We start from the raw sequence: 18,925 nt of genomic DNA on the forward strand, positions 1-18,925 counted from the left end.
CCCTACTTCTCGGGCGGTACCAATCCGTGGACAGCGAGCACGTCGAGGACGTCCTCCGGCGAGGTACCGAGATCCCAGCGTCCGAAGATCAACAGCTTCTCCGTGTCGGTGGGACGGTCGACGATGTCGATCTCGAGCATCGGGACGCGTCGACCCAGACGCGGGTAGCGGACAAGCCGCACGCGGTCGATCTGTTCGTGAGTGAACGTGTGCCGGGCGCGCAGTCGCTGCACCGCGATCGACTTGGTTCCCCCGTCTTCGATCACGGCCAGGCGGGGACGCTGACGCAGAGCGAGGCCGCCCATCACGAACAGCCCGATCACCGCGAGGGCGAGCAGGAAGCGTCCGGCCGGCTCCGTGGGCGCGACGATCGAGGCGATCGCGAGGGCAATTCCGCCGCCGAACATCGCGTAGACAACACCCATCGGAGTGGCCCACGAGACGACCTCCGTGGCGTTGTCACGAGGCTGTGGATGAAATTCATCCTCGAGCATGTGGATAACTTCCTAGGTTGTCCACAGGAGTTATCCACAATGGGGATGAATGACACCCATGTAATTGAAAGACGGTCACGATCCGGGTCGAATCAGATACTCGCTGGTCAGCGCCATCTCATGGTCATGACAAGGCCGACAACCATGAAACCGAAGCCGACGAGGAAGTTATAGTTTCCCAAGTCGTTCATCCACGTGATCGAATCCGCGGCCAAGTAGTACACAATCAGCCACGCCAGTCCGACAAGCATGAATCCGAGCATCACGGAGACGTACAACGTGCTCGACGGACCCATCTTCACCTTCACCGGAGTGCGGTTTGCCGGGTTGACTGTGTAGTCGTTCTTCTTACGGACCTTCGACTTGGGCATGACGTCCTCGCTCTACGGTGTGACCTGCATGTGTTACCTACACGCTAACGTAGCTGTGTCCAGTTGGTCACCGGCCGACCTGCACAATCCGGGAGGAGCCACGTGTCTTCGGGTGAATCTTCACGAACGGTCTGGCACATCGGTGTTCTTGCCGTCTGCCTGGTTGCCGGTCTGATGGTCGCCACGGCGCAGAGATCCGCCGAGGAAAATCAGCTGCAGGTCACCGAAAGCACCAGGCTTTCCGATTTGGTCCGCAGTGCCCAGGCCAATGCCGAAAAAGTCTCGGCCGACCGGGACGAACTTGCCGCCCAGCTCGATTCGCTGCAGCAGGACGCCGCTCGGTCCGATGCCGGAGTTGCCGCAGCGCTCGGTGACATCAAGAACATCTCCGCCGACGCGGGACTGACGGAGATGACCGGCCCTGGTGTCGTGGTCACGATGACGGACGCTCCGCGCAACGCGGACGGCAAGTATCCGGTCGACGCCACTCCGGACGACCTCGTCGTGCATCAGCAGGACGTCCAGAGCGTCCTGAACGCACTGTGGGCGGGCGGTGCCGAAGCGGTGGGCATGCAGGACCAACGGATCATCAGTACGTCGGCGCCGCGGTGCATCGGAAACACTCTCCTTCTGCACGGCCGTACATACAGCCCGCCGTATGTGATGAGCGCCATCGGCGACGTTGCGCGCCTCGAGGCGGCCCTCGCTGCCGAACCGGGCATTCGGATCTACAAGCAGTACGCGACCCGCTTCGGCCTCGGGTACACGCAGGCGACGCCGTCGCAGATCACGGTCCCCGCCTATACCGGCGGATAGCACGGGCGTTTACCCTGCTCTCATGAGGATTCTCGTCGTCGACAACTACGACAGCTTTGTGTTCAACCTGGTGCAGTACCTCGGCCAGCTCGGAACCGAAGCCGTGGTCTGGCGCAACGACGATCCACAACTGACGGCAGACCTCGAAGGTGCAGTAGCTCAGTTCGACGGCATTCTCCTGAGCCCGGGCCCCGGAACTCCACAGCGCGCGGGAGCGACGATGGATCTGGTGAAGGTCTGCGCCGACACCAAGACCCCGCTGCTCGGCGTCTGCCTCGGCCATCAGGCGATTGGTGCGGCTTTCGGCGGAACCGTCGACCGCGCGCCCGAACTGCTTCACGGCAAGACGAGTCTGGTTCACCACAAGGACGTCGGCGTCCTGGCCGGGCTGCCCGATCCGTTCACCGCTACCCGCTACCACTCGCTGACGGTTCTCGAGGACACCATTCCCGAGGAACTCGAGGTGACCGCACACACCGAGAGCGGCGTCGTAATGGCGATGCGTCACCGCGAACTGCCGATTCACGGCGTCCAGTTCCACCCCGAATCCGTCCTCACCCAGGGTGGGCACCGGATGCTCGCGAACTGGCTCGCAGTCTGCGGTGAGGCGCCGCCGGAGGGGCTCGTCGCAGCCCTCGAGGCCGAGGTGGCGTCGGCGCTCGGTGGAGCCCTGCCCGCAATTCTCTGACACCTGTCCACAAAAAAGTGCCTCCCGGAAATCTCCGGGAGGCACTTTTCACTTTGCTAGCGGTTGGGGATTCCGAGCGCTCCGACGCTGACGGTGATGACCGCGTCCTTGGAGATCTCCGATCCCGGAGGCTGCGTCTGCGAGGCGATCTTGCCCACCATTTCCGGGACGAGCGTCGTGGTCTGGTTCTGCACCAGCTGCGATGCGGTTCCCGCCCAGCCGGCGGCCCGAAGCGCGGTCAACGCCTCCGAAATAGTCTTGTTCGTGAGATCAGGCATCGAGACCTGGTTGCCGTTGGACACTCGCAGCGTCACGGTCGAACCCTTGGTGGCCGACGTGCCACCGGTCGGGTCGGTCGAAACAACCTGTCCCTTCGGCAGACCCGAATCGATCTCCGTGATCTGGACGACGAACCCGGCACCTTCGATGTTGGGCCTCGCCACCTCTTCACGCTGACCGGTCACATCCGGGACACGAACCTGCTCCGGGCCGGTGCCGACGGTGATCGAGACCGCGGAATCGAGAACAACCGACACTCCGACGGCCGGGTCCTGATTGACGATCTTGTCGACCTCGGCAATGGTCGACGCTGCCTTGCCGATGGTGGGATCCAGTCGGAGTCCGACGGAGTTGAGCTTCTTCTCGGCGTCGTCCTGGCTCAGGCCGGTCAGGCGCGGAATGGCGACCTGCTCGGGGCCGGTGGACACGTCGATGGTGACGGTGCTGCCCTTCTCGATGCGCACCCCGGCAACCGGACGCGTCGTGATGACGTTTCCGGCGGCGATCACCTTGTCCGTCTTCTGCTGACGCTCCACCTGGAATCCGGCGTTTGTCAGCGTCGCCTCGGCGACGTCGGCGGGCTGGTTGGTGAGGTCACCCGGAACGGTCACCATCTCGACCTTCGGCGAGTTCACCCGGATCAGGAAGAACGTCACCAGACCGATCACCAGAAGCGCCGCGATGCCCATCAGGGCGTAGCGTGCGCCCTTCTTCTTGGCAGGCGGCTCGGCAGCGCGAGTTGTCCTCGTAGCAACCGGCTCGACCGGATCGGGGGCAGTGCGGTAGTTCCCGGTGTCGGAGCCGACGGCGCCGAGAATGGTGGTGCGGTCCTCGTCGCTCATCACCATCGGAGCACTCGGACGCTGACCGCCCAGAACGCGTACCAAGTCGCTGCGCATGTCGCCGGCGCTCTGGTAGCGGTTGGCCGGGTTCTTGCTCATCGCCTTGAGAATGATCGAATCCAGCTCGCGTGGAATGTCGGGATTGACCTCCGACGGCGTCTGCGGATCTTCACGAACATGCTGGTACGCCACGGCAACGGGTGAATCACCCTTGAACGGCGGCTCGCCCGTCAGAATCTCGAACAGCACACAACCGAGCGAGTACACATCCGAACGCGCGTCCACCTGCTCACCGCGCGCCTGCTCCGGCGACAGGTACTGAGCAGTGCCGATCACGGCAGCCGTCTGCGTCATCGGGCTCGACGCGTCCGAGATAGCGCGCGCGATACCGAAGTCCATCACCTTCACGGCGCCGGCGCGGTTGATCATGATGTTGGCGGGTTTGACGTCGCGGTGCACGATGCCGTTGCGGTGGCTGAAGTCCAGCGCGGCACAGACGTCCGCGATCACTTCCATTGCCTTGCGCGGAGTCATCGGCCCGGTGCTGCGCACGATGTCACGCAACGTGTCGCCGTCGACGTACTCCATGACGATGTACGGCAGCGGCCCGGCGTCGGTCTCGGCTTCACCAGTGTCGTAGACGGCCACGATCGCCGGATGGTTCAGCGCGGCAGCGTTCTGCGCCTCACGACGGAACCGCAAGTAGAACGTGGGGTCGCGCGCGAGGTCTGCACGCAGCACCTTGATCGCGACGTCGCGGCTGAGTCGGAGGTCGCGCGCCAGGTGAACCTCGGACATTCCGCCGAAGCCGAGAATCTCACCCAGCTCGTAGCGGGAGGAGAGATTGCGGGGTGTCGTCATTGGTCTTGTCCTAGCGGTTCTTCAGCGTCTCCGGGATCCGCCAACGGCTCAGTGGTCGTTGTGGTCGTCGTTGTCGTCGTGGTGGTGGTTGTGGTCGTCGGAGTTGTTGTTGTCGTGGTCGGCGTTGTCGTTGTGGTTGTCGGCTCGGTCGTGGTTGTCGTCGGCCGAGTCGTCGTTGTTGTCGGCTCGGTGGTCGTCGTTGTCGGCCGAGTCGTCGTCGTGGTGGGCTTGGTCGTCGTCGTAGTCGGCAACGTCGTGGACGTGACGACGGGCGGCGTCGGGTCGCTCGGACCGTCGGTCGCGATCCAGACTCCGCCGATGATCAACGCCAACAAGATCAATCCGCCACCGGCCCACGCCACGGCCTTCTGCCCACTGGTCAGTCCGCCGGCTGCCGCGTCGTCCGCAGCAGCTGCACCCGTCGCCGGGCCCGCGTACGTCGGCGGCATGACCTGCGTGGCACCAGTTGCCGGCAACGCGCTTGCGGCGCCGGTGGCGAGCAGACCGGGCGGCGGTGGACGTCTCCCTGCCCGAACGGCTGCAACGGCGTCGGCGAATTCGCCACCACTGGCGTATCGGCCGGCCGGATCCTTGGTCAACGTGATGTCGATGAGCTCGCGGATGTTCGGCGGCAGGTCGGCCGGCATCGGCGCCGGGGTTTCCTGCACGTGCTTCATCGCGACGGTCAGCGCGCCGTCACCGGTGAACGGGCGTCGACCCGAAAGTGCTTCGTACCCGACGATTCCCAGCGAGTACACGTCACTCGCCGCGGTCGCGTCCTGACCGAGAGCCTGCTCGGGCGCGATGTACTGGGCAGTGCCCATCACCATTCCCGTACGCGTGACAGGCGAGTTCTCGACGGCCTTGGCGATGCCGAAGTCCGTGATCTTCACCTGGCCCGTCGGCGTGATGAGGATGTTGCCCGGCTTCACGTCGCGGTGCACGACACCGGCGTCGTGTGCGACCTGCAGGGCGCGGCCGGTCTGCTCGAGCATGTCGAGGGCATGCGGAACCGCCAGGCGGCCGACGCGTGCCAGGACGGCGTTGAGCGGTTCACCGTTGACGAGTTCCATCACCAGGTACGCCGTGGAATCGCCCGAGCTGTCACGGGTCTCGCCGTAGTCGTAGATTCCGGCGATACCGGGATGGTTGAGCTGTGCGGTGGTGCGGGCCTCGAAGCGGAAGCGCTCCAAGAACTCCGGATCGGAAGAGAACTCGGACTTGAGTACCTTGACGGCGACGCGACGGTTGAGCCGGGAGTCGGTGGCTTCCCACACCTGACCCATCCCACCGGTGGCGATGAGACGGATCAATCGGTAACGATCGGCGATCAAAGCGCCGTTGTTCAACGCCACGGTTCAGCCCCCTTGGATTCCGGCTGCGATGACTGCACGACCGATCGGCGCAGCAACCGAGCCACCGGTAGCGGCGAGTCCGCGGTCACCACCGTTCTCGACGATGACGGCCACGGCGACCGTCGGATTCTGCGCCGGTGCAAAAGCGATGTACCAGGCGTGCGGCGGGGTTTCCCGCGGGTTCACGCCGTGCTCCGCGGTACCGGTCTTGGACGCGATCTGAACGCCGGGGATCTTGCCGTCGCCGCCGGTGAAGTTCTCCGAGCCGATCATCAGATCGGTCAGCGTTGCCGCCACTGCCGGCGAGATCGCCTGACCCATCGACACCGGTGACGGCGTACTGAGATCGGTCAGATCGGGCGCCTGCAACTGGGAGATCAGGTTGGGCTGCATCCGCACACCACCGTTTGCGACGGTCGCGGCGATCACCGCATTTTCGAGCGGGGTCACCGCAACGTCACGCTGGCCGATGCTGGTCTGGCCGAGGGCAGCGTCGTCGGAGATGTCGCCGACGGTGCTGTCTGCAACCGGCAGCGGGATCGCGGGAGTGTTGGGTCCGATGCCGAAGGCGCTGGCCTCGTCCTTGATGGCGTCGGCGCCGTCCTTGATACCGAGTTCGACGAAAGCCGTGTTGCACGAGCGCGCAAACGCCTCACGCAACGACGCCGTCGGATTGGGGCCGCAGGTGCTGCCGTTGTAGTTCTCGAGGGTCGTGTTGGTGCCGGGCAGCGTGATCTGCGGCGCCGCCGTCAGCTGGTCTTCCGGGGTCGCACCGTTGCCCAGTGCTGCGGCCGTGGTGAGCACCTTGAACGTCGAACCGGGCGGGTAGGTCTGCGAGATCGCGCGGTTGACCAGCGGATCGTTGGGATCGGCGTTGAGCTCGTCCCACGCCCTCGTGGTTTCGGCGCCGTCGTGGCTGGCGAGCAGGTTCGGGTCGTAGCTCGGGGTGCTGACCATCGTCAGGATGCGTCCGGTGCTCGGCTCGATGGCGACCACGGAACCGGTGTAACCCTTGCTGGTCAACTGGTCGTAGGCCACCTGCTGCATGGCCGGATTGAGCGTCGTGACGACGTTGCCGCCGCGCGGATCGCGTCCGGAGACCAGGTCGAAGAAGCGCTGGCTGAACAACCGGTTGTCCGAGCCGTTGAGAATCGGATCCTCGGTGCGCTCGAGGCCGGCGCTGCCGTACTGCATCGAGTAGAAGCCTGTGACTGGTGCGTACGGGTACGGATTCGGATACTGGCGCAGGTACTTGTACCGGTCGTCGGTGGCCTGGGAGGCCGCCAGTACCTGTCCGGCCGCCGAGATCTGACCTCGCTGGCGTGAGTACTCGTCGAGCAGCACCCGTGAGTTGCGCGGGTCGGCTCGCAGGTCGTCAGCTTTGATGACCTGTACGTACGTGGCGTTGGCGAGGAGGGCGACGACCATCACCATGACGGCCATCGCGACGCGGCGCAGTGGAGTGTTCATACGCGCGGCATCATCTCGGTATTGGCGTCAGCGATTGGGGGCGGGCCTTTCTTCTTCGTCACTACCGGCGCACGTGCCGCGTCCGAGATCCGGACGAGGATGGCCAGCAGTAGGTAGTTCGCGAGCAGCGACGAGCCGCCGTACGACATGAACGGTGTTGTCAGACCCGTCAGCGGGATCAGCTTGGTGACGCCGCCGACGACGACAAAAATCTGGATCGCGATCGTGAACGACAGACCGGCGGCGAGCAGTTTGCCGAAGCTGTCGCGCACTGCCAACGCCGTACGCAGGCCGCGCACGATGAGAAGCAGGAACAGCATCAGTACAGCCGCCAGGCCGATCAGGCCGAGCTCTTCGCCGATGGTCGCGATGATGAAGTCCGTCTTCGCGAACGGGACCTGGTTGGGTCGACCACTACCAAGACCTGTTCCGGCGATACCACCAGTGGCCAGGCCGAACAGCGATTGCGAGATCTGATAACCGGTGTTGGCGTAGTCGCCGAGCGGGTCCAGCCAGGTGTCGACGCGCACGCGCACGTGTCCGAACATCTTGTAGGCGAAGAAGAATCCGATGGCGAGCAGTCCGCCGCCGATCACCAGCCAGCCCACACGCTCGGTCGCGATGTAGAGCATCACCAGCACGGTGCTGAAGAGCAGCAGCGACGTACCGAGGTCGGTTTCGAAGACGAGAACGCCCACCGAGACGATCCAGGCGAGCAGGATCGGGCCGAGGTCGCGGGCACGCGGAAAATCCATGCCCAGGAAGTGTTTACCGGCCGAGGTGAACAGGTCGCGCTTGGCGACGAGCACTGACGCGAAGAAGATGATGAGCAGGATCTTCGCGAACTCACCTGGCTGAATGCTGAATCCGGGCAGGCGAATCCAGATCTTCGCGCCGTTCACGCTCGAGAACTTCGCCGGCAGGATCGCGGGAATCGCCAGGAACACCAGGCCCGCGAGGCCGAGTGTGTAGCTGAACCGCGCCATCAGGCGGTAGTCCTTCAAGAACACGAGCAGCAGCACGAAACCGGTGATCGCCAGTGCAGTCCACATGACCTGCTGGTTCGCATCCGGTGACGGTGCCTCGACGCCGTTGTAGAGCGCTGTCTGTTCGTCGGCGAGGTCGAGCCTGTGGATGAGCACCAACCCCAGGCCGTTGAGCAGGGCGACGATCGGGAGCAACAGCGGATCGGCGTACGGCGCATACCGCCGAATTGCCAAGTGCGCGATCAGGAACAAGCCCGTGTACGCGAGCGCGTACTTGGCCAGATCGAGAGTGATCTTCTGTTCCTGGCTCGCCTCGACGAGCAGAAGCGAGACCGTCGTGATGATGACGGCAAAGCCCAGGAGCAGCAGCTCCATGTTTCGACGGGTCGACTGGACCGGCGCCGGGGCAAAACCTCCGGGCGGACTCGGAAAAGCCGTCCCCGCAGCTGCGTTGGACGACATCAGTTGACCGTCCTGCAAGTCTGACCGGGAACTTCGGTCGGCGTAGGCGTAGTCGTGGGTGCTGCCGTCGTCGGCGCAGCAGGCTCGCCGGGCGGTGCGGGGGGCGGCGTCGTCTCCGGTGCCGGCGGGGGAGTGGGCGTGGCCGTCGTCGTCGGAACCGGCTCACAACGAGGCAGCAGATCGCCGCCGATGAGACGGATCATCTGGCTCTGCGCATCTTCACGCTTGCCGGACGGCAGCCCGGCGCGCACCTGCTCCTGCGCCGACGGCTGCAGATCCGTCACCTCGAGGATGTTGCAGTTGCTGGGAATCGCGTCGGGGGAGACGAGGGTCAGGACGTCGTCGTCGCCGACGCAACCCACCAGATCCGCGTCTTGCAGCGAGTAGCCGAGCACCGAACCGGGGATTCCGCGTAGCACCGTCACGCGGCCGTTGTCTTCGCCGACGTAGTAGTTGTTGCGGATGACGGCGCGGCCGATCACTGCGCCGACGCCGACCAGCGCGATCAGCACCACGGCGAGGACCACCCACCACAACCGGTTCCGCTTCTTCTTCGGTTCCGGTTCGGGCTGGGAGACAACTCGCTTGGGCGTCGCGCGCGGCGGACGCATGGCAGCGGCGCGGCCGGCAGCGGTGTTGGGGGGAGGGGAGTCCTCTTCCTCTTCCGTCGACGCGGCACCCGCGACGATGGGATGCGACTGGCCGTAGTCGAGGTCGATGACATCGGCGACGACGACGGTGACGTTGTCGGGACCGCCGCTGCGCAGCGCCAATTCGATGAGACGGTCGGCGCACTGCTCCTGCGAGCCCTCGCGCATCGTGTTCTCGATGGTCTCGTCGCTGACCACGTCGGAGAGGCCGTCGGAGCAGAGCAGGTAACGATCGCCGGCGCGGGCTTCGCGCACGGTGAGCGTCGGCTCGATCTCGTTGCCGGTCAACGCCCGCATGATCAGGGATCGCTGCGGGTGAGTGTGTGCTTGCTCGGCGGTGATCCGGCCCTCGTCGACCAGCGACTGAACGAACGTGTCGTCGCGGGTGATCTGCGTCAGGTGATCGTCGCGCAGCAGGTAGGCGCGCGAGTCGCCGATGTGCACGAGACCGAGCTTGCTGCCGGAGAAGAGGATCGCGGTGAGCGTGGTGCCCATGCCGTCGAGTTCGGGTTCTTCCTCGACGTGATCGGCGATGGAATCGTTGCCCTCGCGGGTGGCTGCCTCGAGCTTGCCGAGCAGATCCTCGCCGGGCTCGTCGTCGTCGAGATGCGCCAGGGCGGCAATCATCAACTGCGACGCGACCTCACCGGCCGCGTGCCCGCCCATACCGTCGGCCAAAGCCAACAGGCGGGCACCGGCGTACACGGAATCTTCGTTGTTGGAGCGCACGAGACCGCGGTCGCTGCGCGCCGCGTAGCGGAGAACAAGGGTCACGGGCGTAGCTCGATTACCGTCTTGCCGACGCGAACCGGAGTGCCCAGCGGCACGCGCACCGCAGTGGTGACCTTGGCGCGGTCCAGATAGGTGCCGTTGGTCGAACCGAGATCCTCGACGTACCAATCAGCGCCGCGCTGAGAGAGCCGCGCATGGCGCGTCGACGCGTAATCGTCGGTGAGAACGAGCGTCGAATCGTCGGCGCGACCGATCATGACGGGCTGAGAACCCAGGGTGATGCGGGTACCGGCGAGGGCGCCCTGCGTGACCACCAGGTACCGAGGCACCTTCGCCTTGCCCAGCGAGGGCAGGACCTTTCCGGCGCGGGTGTACCGCGGCGGAACCCTGACCCCGGAGCCGGCATAGATGTCGGAGCGGAGAGTGCGGAGGACTGCCCAGACGAACAGCCACAGTAGGAGCAGGAAGCCCGCCCGTGTGAGTTGCAGAATCAGGCCCTGCACGGCTGTCCACCTCCTTCTATGGCTCGAGCCCCGCCGCAGCGGGGTTCGAGCATTGTCGACTGGCAGCATCATAGGGGGCTCTGGGCCCCGAAGATCACGATACTGACAGCCGCGTGACGGCGGCGCGCCGACGGACCGCCGAATGTTCGATTGTTATCGGAAAAATCCTGGCGTCCGTTTCTCAGCTCAGAGAATGCGAACCAGAATCTCCGAGTGACCTGCACGAATGATGTCGCCGTCTGCCAGCTGCCAGTCCTGGACCGGTGCTCCGTTGACGGTGGTGCCGTTCGTGGATCCCAAATCGGACAGCATCGCGGTGCGGCCGTCCCAACGGATGTCGATGTGGCGACGTGAGACGCCGGTGTCCGGGAGGCGGAACTGAGCTTCCTGGCCGCGGCCGATGACATTGCTGCCGTCGCGAAGCTGGAAGTGGCGTCCGCTGCCGTCCTCGAGCTGCAAGGTTGCCGTCAGGCTCTGGGCCGTCGGTGCGTAACCGCCCTGCGGCTGGGCGTAGCCCTGCTGCGGGTAGGCCTGCGTCTGCTCGAAGTTGCCGCCCTGCTCGTAGCCGGCCTGCTCGTACGGCTGCTGTGTGTACGCCTGCTGGTCGTAGCCGCCCTGCTGGTAGCTCTGCTGGTCGTAGCCCGGCTGATCGTAGGACTGTCCGTTGTAGGGCTGCTGGTAGCCCTGCTGGTCGTAACCGCCCTGCTGGTAGCTCTGCTGGTCGTACCCACCCTGGTACGCCTGCTGGCCGTAGCCCTGCTGGTCGTACGGCTGCTGCTGGTAACCCTGCTGGTCGTAACCGCCGCCCTGCTGGTCATAGCTCTGCTGGTCGTAACCGGCCTGCTCGTACGGCTGCTGCTGGTTCGGGTACGCCTGCTGGTCGTAGCCACCCTGCTGCTGGTTGTAGCCCTGCTGGTCGTCGCCCGTGCGATAACCGTCGCCGCGGTCGTAACCGTTCTGGTACGGCGCTTCCTGGCCCTGCGGAGCGGCGTAACCGCCGTCGTCGTGGGAGTACCCGTTCCGTGCCGGCTGCTGCGGTTCGGGCTGGCGACCCGCCGGTTCGCGGCTTGGTTCGTAGCCTGAGTTCTGCGTCATGGGGCCGGCTCCTGGTTGTGACGGGACTGGATTGGAAACAGGGGGAACAATCGGTGCGGGTCGCTGAGGCGGCCGTTGTGGAGGCCGCGACGAAACCTGCGGAACATGCGACGGCGGTGATGCCTGCTCGGCGTCACCATCCGGGTCGACGGTTCCGCGGGTGCGGAACTGACCGGTGTGGAGCGTAGGCGAAGGCTCGAAAGTGACCGAGATGTCGCCGTACGTCTGCCAACCCTGATCGCGGATGAAATCCTGCAGGTGTCGGCTGAAAGCTTTGGTAGTCAGTTCGCGATCAGCTGCCAACTCTTCGTGGTCGGAGTTGTTGATGGTGATCACGTAGTTGTTGGGGGCGAGAAGGATTCCGCCGCCGAGGTGCTCGACGCGGTCACGTGCCTCCTGCTGGAGCGCCGCCTCTACTTCCTGCGGCACAACACCACCACCGAAGACCCGCGCGAATGCGTCGCCGACAGCTCCTTGGAGCTTTCGTTCGAATCGCTGCACGATGCCCATCGGGCCCTCCTCTCGCCTCGCATCTACGACGGCAAAATGCTCGGCAAGTAGCGCCGGCACCGCCTTGTCGCGTGTCGTCCAAACTGCTGTACAGGTTCCACGGTACTGTCAAATGTCGCTTCGGCAGTACCTGGCCGCTGTTTCAGCATGGTATCGGTTCTGGGCTTTCGGGTGCTCAGTGTTCATCGATTCGTCCCCTGAACTGCACGAATAGAACTTTCAAAGTTTGTCGTGATAATGTTTCGGCGTTGCTCGGGCGAGTGGCGGAATGGCAGACGCGCTGGCTTCAGGTGCCAGTGTCCTTAGGGACGTGGGGGTTCAAGTCCCCCTTCGCCCACCACAAGACGAGGCTACAAACTCTAGCGAGTTTGTAGCCTCGTTTTTTGTTGTCGGCTATCTGGCCGCAGCCTGGATGAAGCTCAGAACGAAGTCCAATGCGGTGCCCGCAAACGAGTCGTTGACGGGTTGAGTGGCCGCCGCGGGCGCCGTGATCTGAGGGTTCATCATCCCTGGCGGCAGTGTGCCGGGTGGGAGATTGATGATGGCGTTGATGTCGTAGATGGTGTTGTCGGGACCGTTGGTCACCGAGAACGAGAGACTTCCGAAGTCGACGACCGGAGTGTCGGCTGATGCCGTACCAACTGCACTGCCGAAGGTGATCGCGGCAGCGAGTGCGCCGACACCGAGGGCGGCGGTGGTCCGGGACAAACGAGTAGGCGTTTCGAGTCCATTCACAGACGTGCTCCTTTTCATGGTGACAGCGTCCGTGCGCGGGATGCCAAGCAGCCAGGAGATTGCAACCACTATCGAGGAAGATAACGGACATTCACCCCATGGTGGGGTGGTTCGGCACCGATTGCTTGCCAACGGATCTGAGTCGATTCTCAAGTCGACCGAGGGCCGCGCGCGGGTTTTCGCGTGAACCAAGCCCGGTATCGACTCGTGAACTCCGAATCGTCCATCGCGGCAGGCTGATTGAACAACTCGCCAGCTCTGGGCACCACGTTCGGCGCGGCCACGTCAGGCCTGGCGCCAGCCACGACGTTCTCGGTTCTCGTCATCGCAAGGTCCGATCTGTTGTCCACTTGCGAGAAGTGCCTTTCCCGAACCCTGAGGGCGGGGCTGACATTTCCTGGACGGACTCTCGTGGCGGCACACGTCGGGCCGTCGGCGCCGGTCAGCACGAGACCCGGTTCAACCGACCGTGGCCGAGCGCTCCACCGAATAAGACCGCGCGAATACTACGATCATTCGTACTTATCGAAGTATTCGTATTCCAGCCAGCGACGACGACCGCCCGGTGAACCAGATTCCCCATACGTGGTGATATCTAACTTTCTCTAGCCGCGTCGGTTCACTCACGGGTTCTCTGGAAGAGGAGGAGGTCGAGTACCCGCAGGCGTTCGCTCTCGCTCAGCAAGACCGACAGGGGCGACATGTTTCGTATCTCGCGGTCGGTCTCGGTATCGGAGATGCGGATCCTGCGAACGGTGCTTATGTCCTTGTCCGCGACGACGCGTTCCCACTCGACCATGCACTTGTGGAGAGTGTTCCCGTGAATGTAGTCACGGTTGGTCTGCAATCTGCGTGTACCTAGTCTGTGTTGATTGAGAGGTGTTCGCGGTCGATTTTGACCAGGGCTGCTTTGTGTACGGGTTTCTTCCGGTTTCTTCCGGACGACTTTCACCGGAACTGCGGATATCGGCGGCTCCCTGCATCCTGGATATACCAGTGCTAAAAAGGCAGTTTGTCCGATCAGTGTATCTGTTTTGCGGCCTACACCACGGTCCTCGGAATATCGTCAAGATAGTTGGCCCTGACGCTTACCGGCATCTTGCCTGGCACCGTACCAAATAATTCGGGAGCTACAGTCAGAGACATGGTCGTCTCTTACCAGCAGTGCTGTTCCACAACTCGACGATAATCCATCTAACGAATCATCGATATTGGACATGAGTTTCGGAACCTACGTAGTCCAGGTCACCGAAAATTGTTCCTTGATTACTGAAAAGGAGCGTTTATGAAACATCGATCAATGACGCCGAAAATTCGGCCGGTCGACTGCCGAGGCCGCCACAACGACGCTGGAGGTCGTCGGCGGATTTGGTGGAGTCGCGACGTCCGAGGAGGGGTTCTCTCAATATTCGATACTGCGGATAACATGAACGCCGCGTCTATTTGTTCATTCCGCATTTACTGAAGGGTCTTCTGCGGCCGAGATGTTTATTCGTGACTCAAGGCCGATCGACGCCGGTTGGGCACGAGTCCGCTATTTCTTATTGGGTGCCGATTATCGGACTGGACCTGAATGGTTCCGCCACGGTCGCATGCGCATCCAGTGTTCACCAGGGAATCCTGGTGATGTTTTCGGGACAGTAGACGGTCACCACATCTTTGATCCACTGGTGGGCTTGATCCAAGCTCAAGAGGGAAGTTGTTCCATTGAACGAAAGATTGTTGGTCTTGAGCTGGTAACACAGTGATGCCCATGCCGGAAGGATCCATCTCCGTAATGTCGTCGGCAGGGCCGACCGGAAGATTGAACGGCAGCGTGTGTAAGGTAAGAAGTTCAGCAACCTGTTCCTCTGGCGCAGCAGTTGTGTCCGCAGTTTCAGGTGCTGCTACCGAGGCAGGCTGCGCCGGAGGCTCTGTAAGACACCGCCCCGACACCGCCGAGGAACAAATGCTAGGCAGACAGGGGCGACCACGATTGGTACCCCGCTCGTGCCATACGGAAGTTATCGCCAGGCAGTATTTGTTCGTCATTTGTTCGTCACGACCGTAGTGTGTGTTCCAAAAACAGTCGTTTGTGAAACATGGTTTGGCGGCCGAAAATCGGGGCCGATCGATTGCGAAGCCCGCTGTGATTGCTGCCCGCTGTGATTGCTCGATCGACGTCGCCGGCGCGCCTGTGTCCGCTAGGCGAGGGCCGGCGGTGGAAGGGGAGTCCTGGATTATCGGATACTGCAGGTAATATAAATAGGATATTCATCCAGCGCGCGACGAAAAGGATTCCCTGTGGCTGAAATATTTATTCGCCAACTTATCGACGATTTCGACGGAAAGCGCATCGACGCCGGATTGGGACACGAAGTGACCATCTCTTATCAGGTTGACGATTATCGGATTGATCTTCGACCTACCAATGCCGACAAGATCGAAGCGGAATTCGCCGCATACATCAAGGTCGCGGAGAAGGTCTCTTCTGCCGGCAATGGCCGTGCGAAAACCTCGACTGCGGCCAATACCATCCGCTGAGCAATTGAAAGCGATCCGCGACTGGGCCGACAAGAACGGCTTCGATGTCGCCCCACGTGAGCGGATCAAAGCCGACGTCATCGATACTTTCGACGCCGCTCATTGAGACTTGTGAACAGCGTTTTCTCTCACCGACACCCAGCGATTAGAGCATTTGTATCCGAGACTTTCGTGGTGAGAGACGGAAAGCTTCAGGCGAGTTCGAGGGCCACCCTCGACGGCGAAGACCAGACGGCCGTCGTCGAGGGCTATCGCCCACCGCAGCACCGGTGCCCAATCCCGCCCCAGGTCAGAGCTGCCGATGACATTGCGGGCGTGGTCCTCGACCACGGTACCGACCTGGGGTTTGGTGTCACCGGATTGGGATTCGAAGGTCGGGATCACCGTGATCCGGGAACCCACCGCGATGGGATCAGTGTGTTGAGCGTCAGAATCGGTCATAAACCCGATTCTGGCAGAGAATACGACAGAAACACTCATCGCCTCGACCATTCCGGACGTTTCATTATTTGGTTGCGTAGAAACATGCTTTGGAGAGTTCGAAAATCCGGACCGATCGACTGCGAAGACCGCCACTGCCGTGATCGAGATCGATGGACGGGAGGGACAGCCTCTATTTCCGCACGGCGTCATCAACATCTTTAAGTCATTTACTTAGCCGGGCCTGCACGTGAGGAAGGCGTGCATCGACCCACTCGCCGACTAATGGTGGGAATGTCTCTCTTGCGCCACTGCGCCACGCTTCGGCTAACATTTCGACAGTTGCATCGACTATGTCAATGACCTCCGTTGTATCCACCCCAAGTCGGCGCTGCAATTGCTCGAATGAGCTTCGGTCTACGCGGTCCAAAATTTTTGTTCCATTGAATTTTAGCCCGAAATCATCAGGGGCGTATTCGTTTGCATATGGAGCAGTGGATACGAGATCGTATGCCGGACTAAGAGTTGGAATTCGCCCATCGGGATATATGAGCGACCAATTTTTTAAGTGGGCATCGCCATTTCCGATCAGTATATTGAAAGTAAGCCGCCGGATAAATTCACGCAGAGAGGATGTGTCTTTACCTCTATAGATTAGTGCCGCCACGGTCTCGAAGGCTCCGTGATATTTTCGGTCATCATAGAATCCACGTACCTGCGCTAGATCCTCGATATGGATGCGGCGCCCGCCTGGCGCTCGATCAAATCGGGCGACCGCATAGGCCTGATCTTCAGCACCTGGCCAAACAATGTCAGAGAGGGGAGGTAGTTCATCCCTATGAACTAAGCTAATCTCGGGAATGTTGATCCCTACCCTGCCTGCGAGACTCATCGTTGCGAATTCGTTTGCGGGGACATCGGAGTAGGTTGCGTCCGGAAATTTCACAATCCAGTCACCCACGGCGCCGGCCATCGGAATAGTAAGCCGTTCATTCTGCTTCAACAGCGAGAATTTCAAACCTACACCTGCAAGTGAGAATTTCCACGGACTGGCCTGGATGTTGTTTCTCGCCACGATGTGTTGGGTATCTGCTAGCACGTCGGGGTCAAAGTCCATTTCGCCGACGAATGGAAGAACCTGAACAGCTCCAGGCAAGTCATTTCCAATCCGAAGGAGGAGCTGGAGCTCGCGCTCGACTGAGACTCCCTGGTCTCGCGCGATCCAGTCGCGCAGACGTCCTTCCGGCAGCAGATTGGAGAACCACGGAGGAAGTCGGAGCGCAGCTTGTGGCGATCGGCGTGGGTCATCTTCGAACCACAAACCGAGTACGTTCCTGCTGGAATCCTCCCAGTATTCGTCGACAAAAATGAAGCGGGCGACATCACCTCGTTGGAGGATCGTGCCGACTCGTTCGCCATGAAGTAGAACGGCGTGGGCGGCTTCGCTCACTGTTCCCCCCATAAATCTTCCTGCTTAGATGAAGGACTTGTCCGATCATCTTCGTCATCAAGATTAAACTCGGATAGGGGAGGAGTGACCTCGAAGCCGATCCCAGTCCTTTCATCGAGGAACTCACGCAAAAAGTTCTCCAGATATTGCATCCGTTTTTCCAAGAATAGACTGTAATTTCCTTCGTCAATAAGCATCAGCATTTCTTCATCGAGTAAGAGAGTATCTAGAGGGGCCTTGTGGAGCCCGCCCGCGAAGTCATCACGATCGATTACGGCAATCGCACGATTTGCAGCACTTGATGCGTGATCTCCAAGCAATCGCCGTGGGAAAATCTCTAGAGCCACGGGAGCCGCTGATGTCTCGCCGATGAGATACGCAGCGAGGTCGCTGTGACTCAGCGGATTTCCAGTCGAAGGGTTGACAGGCCCTCGCGCCCACAGTGCAGCTAGGACCACTTTTCCTGACGAATGGTTGGTCCGAAAGCGATCAAGTCGAGGTGTCGGAACCGGATCGGAAGGTCTCGTCGCGTCGAGTAGCCGCTGTACAGAACCACTTTCGTCGCCAGCTTCCACGAGAGCTGCAAGGGTGCGGATGTTGCCGGTTGATCCGGTGTATCCGAGAACGGATGCTGCAGCTGTCGATCGCCAGAACCAGCGATCAAGCAATTCCAGATTCCGTGGTGATGGAGTGCGAAACAAAGCAAAGAATCGAGTCAATACGAGGAGATGGAATCGAAACGGCACAAACGTAACGTGGGGGATTCCTGCACGAACCTGCAGGAAGCGAACAACTCTTTCCAACGCGGACTCTGTTTGGGCGTAGGCGTCTGACTTCGACTCGTTGGCGAATGGAGTATTTGCAGAACGTTCCGGGTTGAACTCGATATGCGCATCCCGAGTTATGTCTGGATGTCGTCTGACAAGGATGGCCTGATAAACGATCTCCTCGTCAAACCTACCGAAATCAGTGGCTTGGTCCAATCGATCAACAATTGCGCCGATTGATACAGATTGCTCAGAATCCGAATTGGTCGCGCTATGGATCGCATCGAAAATTTCTGATCCACGTAGCCGCTTGCCAGCTGAATTGATCCGATCGAAAACCTCCCGAAGTACATGCTCGTCGGCCTGCTCGATCACCGAGGCTGAAACCTCGACATCGCGAAGTAACGCTGTCACACGCTGAATCTCGGCGGCGTGTCCGGCCGCATCGGGGTTTTCCTGTAGCCAAGCGAAAGCGCGACTCAGGTCGAATAACGCTGGTAGCGGGATACCCAGAGACGTCTTCTGGTCGCGCGTTGATATGAAGCGATGTTGGTCGAGTGAGTAGACAATTCTGAAGCGTTCATCAGCAGCGCTTGCTTCTGGATCAACTGCATTTACGAGGCTGGTGATCCGTTGTTGCCCGTCGACCACCCACAATGCATCAGCTACTGCGGGTGCATCAATCCGGATGGCTCCAATTCGAATCGGAGTGGCCGGCGCGGCACGCTTCCATAGTAGTAGGCTTCCAAATGGGTAGCCACGTAGGATGCTGTCGAAAAGCGCTAGGACATCCTCTGTGCCCCAACGGAACGATCGCTGGAATTCGGGGACACGAATTCTGCCCGTGTGCACGTGCGCGACGAGCTCTTGAATTTTGAGATGTTCGTTCCTTGATCGTGTAGTCTGTTCGTCCATC

The 18,925-nt window shown here is 61.5% G+C and carries 18 protein-coding genes and 1 tRNA gene; 5 read left to right on the top strand and 14 right to left on the bottom strand.

Annotation, left to right across the window (positions count from 1 at the left end):
- Positions 1–2 precede the first annotated feature (2 nt).
- The gene (locus tag ACFQ6Y_RS13390; protein WP_378633126.1) at positions 3–494 is read right to left on the bottom strand and encodes a PH domain-containing protein; all 492 of its coding nucleotides are present in this window, start codon (positions 492–494) and stop codon (positions 3–5) included.
- Positions 495–601: 107 nt separating this feature from the next.
- Positions 602–865, bottom strand: a complete 264-nt coding sequence (gene crgA / locus ACFQ6Y_RS13395) for a cell division protein CrgA (RefSeq protein ID WP_003942576.1) — start codon at positions 863–865, stop codon at positions 602–604.
- 102 nt (positions 866–967) lie between these two features.
- Here crgA and ACFQ6Y_RS13400 point away from each other — a divergent pair, with 102 nt between their 5' ends.
- Together ACFQ6Y_RS13400 and ACFQ6Y_RS13405 are read left to right on the top strand one after the other, a co-directional pair.
- Complete coding sequence (locus ACFQ6Y_RS13400) at positions 968–1,681, top strand: DUF881 domain-containing protein (RefSeq protein ID WP_003942461.1); 714 nt, start codon at positions 968–970, stop codon at positions 1,679–1,681.
- Positions 1,682–1,703: 22 nt separating this feature from the next.
- Positions 1,704–2,369 carry an aminodeoxychorismate/anthranilate synthase component II gene (locus ACFQ6Y_RS13405; protein WP_003942537.1) on the top strand — a complete coding sequence of 222 codons (666 nt, stop codon included), beginning with the start codon at positions 1,704–1,706 and terminating at the stop codon, positions 2,367–2,369.
- A 56-nt stretch (positions 2,370–2,425) separates the two neighbouring features.
- On the opposite strand, the gene pknB is transcribed toward ACFQ6Y_RS13405, so the two are convergent.
- The 7 genes from pknB to ACFQ6Y_RS13440 all read right to left on the bottom strand — a co-directional run bounded on the left by pknB (position 2,426) and on the right by ACFQ6Y_RS13440 (position 12,114).
- Positions 2,426–4,351, bottom strand: coding sequence for a Stk1 family PASTA domain-containing Ser/Thr kinase (gene pknB / locus ACFQ6Y_RS13410; RefSeq protein WP_378633130.1), 1,926 nt, complete (start codon positions 4,349–4,351; stop codon positions 2,426–2,428).
- Positions 4,348–5,706 (bottom strand): protein kinase, encoded by a 1,359-nt coding sequence (locus tag ACFQ6Y_RS13415; protein ID WP_378633134.1) that lies wholly within the window; start codon positions 5,704–5,706, stop codon positions 4,348–4,350. Before ACFQ6Y_RS13415 ends, pknB begins: the two co-directional genes overlap by 4 nt.
- Before the next feature lie 3 nt (positions 5,707–5,709).
- Positions 5,710–7,176: a peptidoglycan D,D-transpeptidase FtsI family protein gene (locus ACFQ6Y_RS13420; RefSeq protein ID WP_378633138.1), complete on the bottom strand. Its 1,467-nt coding sequence runs from the start codon at positions 7,174–7,176 to the stop codon at positions 5,710–5,712.
- Positions 7,173–8,624, bottom strand: a complete 1,452-nt coding sequence (locus tag ACFQ6Y_RS13425; protein ID WP_007735775.1) for an FtsW/RodA/SpoVE family cell cycle protein — start codon at positions 8,622–8,624, stop codon at positions 7,173–7,175. Before ACFQ6Y_RS13425 ends, ACFQ6Y_RS13420 begins: the two co-directional genes overlap by 4 nt.
- On the bottom strand, positions 8,624–10,048 hold the full coding sequence (locus tag ACFQ6Y_RS13430) for a PP2C family serine/threonine-protein phosphatase (RefSeq protein ID WP_116057577.1): 1,425 nt from the start codon (positions 10,046–10,048) through the stop codon (positions 8,624–8,626). The genes ACFQ6Y_RS13425 and ACFQ6Y_RS13430 overlap by 1 nt, the downstream gene beginning before the upstream one ends.
- Positions 10,045–10,509 (bottom strand): FHA domain-containing protein, encoded by a 465-nt coding sequence (locus tag ACFQ6Y_RS13435; RefSeq protein ID WP_003943418.1) that lies wholly within the window; start codon positions 10,507–10,509, stop codon positions 10,045–10,047. The genes ACFQ6Y_RS13430 and ACFQ6Y_RS13435 overlap by 4 nt, the downstream gene beginning before the upstream one ends.
- A gap of 186 nt (positions 10,510–10,695) precedes the next feature.
- Positions 10,696–12,114 (bottom strand): FhaA domain-containing protein, encoded by a 1,419-nt coding sequence (locus tag ACFQ6Y_RS13440; RefSeq protein WP_378633145.1) that lies wholly within the window; start codon positions 12,112–12,114, stop codon positions 10,696–10,698.
- Positions 12,115–12,368: 254 nt separating this feature from the next.
- Here ACFQ6Y_RS13440 and ACFQ6Y_RS13445 point away from each other — a divergent pair.
- A tRNA-Leu gene (locus ACFQ6Y_RS13445) sits at positions 12,369–12,454 on the top strand.
- A 53-nt stretch (positions 12,455–12,507) separates the two neighbouring features.
- On the opposite strand, the gene ACFQ6Y_RS13450 is transcribed toward ACFQ6Y_RS13445, so the two are convergent.
- Positions 12,508–12,849, bottom strand: coding sequence for a hypothetical protein (locus ACFQ6Y_RS13450; RefSeq protein ID WP_378633149.1), 342 nt, complete (start codon positions 12,847–12,849; stop codon positions 12,508–12,510).
- 619 nt (positions 12,850–13,468) lie between these two features.
- The gene (locus ACFQ6Y_RS13455; RefSeq protein ID WP_378633153.1) at positions 13,469–13,648 is read right to left on the bottom strand and encodes a hypothetical protein; all 180 of its coding nucleotides are present in this window, start codon (positions 13,646–13,648) and stop codon (positions 13,469–13,471) included.
- Positions 13,649–15,132: 1,484 nt separating this feature from the next.
- On the opposite strand from ACFQ6Y_RS13455, the gene ACFQ6Y_RS13460 reads away from it, so the two are divergent.
- Positions 15,133–15,372 carry a histone-like nucleoid-structuring protein Lsr2 gene (locus tag ACFQ6Y_RS13460; protein WP_378633157.1) on the top strand — a complete coding sequence of 80 codons (240 nt, stop codon included), beginning with the start codon at positions 15,133–15,135 and terminating at the stop codon, positions 15,370–15,372.
- 4 nt (positions 15,373–15,376) lie between these two features.
- Complete coding sequence (locus ACFQ6Y_RS13465; RefSeq protein ID WP_378633162.1) at positions 15,377–15,478, top strand: histone-like nucleoid-structuring protein Lsr2; 102 nt, start codon at positions 15,377–15,379, stop codon at positions 15,476–15,478.
- On the opposite strand, the gene ACFQ6Y_RS13470 is transcribed toward ACFQ6Y_RS13465, so the two are convergent.
- From ACFQ6Y_RS13470 to ACFQ6Y_RS13480, 3 genes are all read right to left on the bottom strand, one after another.
- Positions 15,472–15,813, bottom strand: coding sequence for a hypothetical protein (locus ACFQ6Y_RS13470; protein WP_378633165.1), 342 nt, complete (start codon positions 15,811–15,813; stop codon positions 15,472–15,474). The two genes, ACFQ6Y_RS13465 and ACFQ6Y_RS13470, sit on opposite strands and share 7 nt — an antisense overlap.
- A gap of 205 nt (positions 15,814–16,018) precedes the next feature.
- Complete coding sequence (locus ACFQ6Y_RS13475; protein WP_378633168.1) at positions 16,019–17,242, bottom strand: type II toxin-antitoxin system HipA family toxin; 1,224 nt, start codon at positions 17,240–17,242, stop codon at positions 16,019–16,021.
- Complete coding sequence (locus ACFQ6Y_RS13480; protein ID WP_378633171.1) at positions 17,239–18,924, bottom strand: DUF262 domain-containing protein; 1,686 nt, start codon at positions 18,922–18,924, stop codon at positions 17,239–17,241. The genes ACFQ6Y_RS13475 and ACFQ6Y_RS13480 overlap by 4 nt, the downstream gene beginning before the upstream one ends.
- Between the last annotated feature and the right edge of the window lies 1 nt (position 18,925).

The sequence above is a fragment of the Rhodococcus sp. NPDC056516 genome, assembly GCF_042794655.1.
Taxonomy (GTDB): domain Bacteria; phylum Actinomycetota; class Actinomycetes; order Mycobacteriales; family Mycobacteriaceae; genus Rhodococcus_F.

Coding starts and splice junctions, on each gene's coding strand:
- ACFQ6Y_RS13390 (WP_378633126.1), bottom strand. CDS start 494: ATGCTCGAGGATGAATTTCATCCACAGCCTCGTGACAACGCCACGGAG.
- crgA (WP_003942576.1), bottom strand. CDS start 865: ATGCCCAAGTCGAAGGTCCGTAAGAAGAACGACTACACAGTCAACCCG.
- ACFQ6Y_RS13405 (WP_003942537.1), top strand. CDS start 1,704: ATGAGGATTCTCGTCGTCGACAACTACGACAGCTTTGTGTTCAACCTG.
- pknB (WP_378633130.1), bottom strand. CDS start 4,351: ATGACGACACCCCGCAATCTCTCCTCCCGCTACGAGCTGGGTGAGATT.
- ACFQ6Y_RS13420 (WP_378633138.1), bottom strand. CDS start 7,176: ATGAACACTCCACTGCGCCGCGTCGCGATGGCCGTCATGGTGATGGTC.
- ACFQ6Y_RS13425 (WP_007735775.1), bottom strand. CDS start 8,624: ATGTCGTCCAACGCAGCTGCGGGGACGGCTTTTCCGAGTCCGCCCGGA.
- ACFQ6Y_RS13440 (WP_378633145.1), bottom strand. CDS start 12,114: ATGGGCATCGTGCAGCGATTCGAACGAAAGCTCCAAGGAGCTGTCGGC.
- ACFQ6Y_RS13455 (WP_378633153.1), bottom strand. CDS start 13,648: ATGGTCGAGTGGGAACGCGTCGTCGCGGACAAGGACATAAGCACCGTT.
- ACFQ6Y_RS13470 (WP_378633165.1), bottom strand. CDS start 15,813: ATGACCGATTCTGACGCTCAACACACTGATCCCATCGCGGTGGGTTCC.
- ACFQ6Y_RS13480 (WP_378633171.1), bottom strand. CDS start 18,924: ATGGACGAACAGACTACACGATCAAGGAACGAACATCTCAAAATTCAA.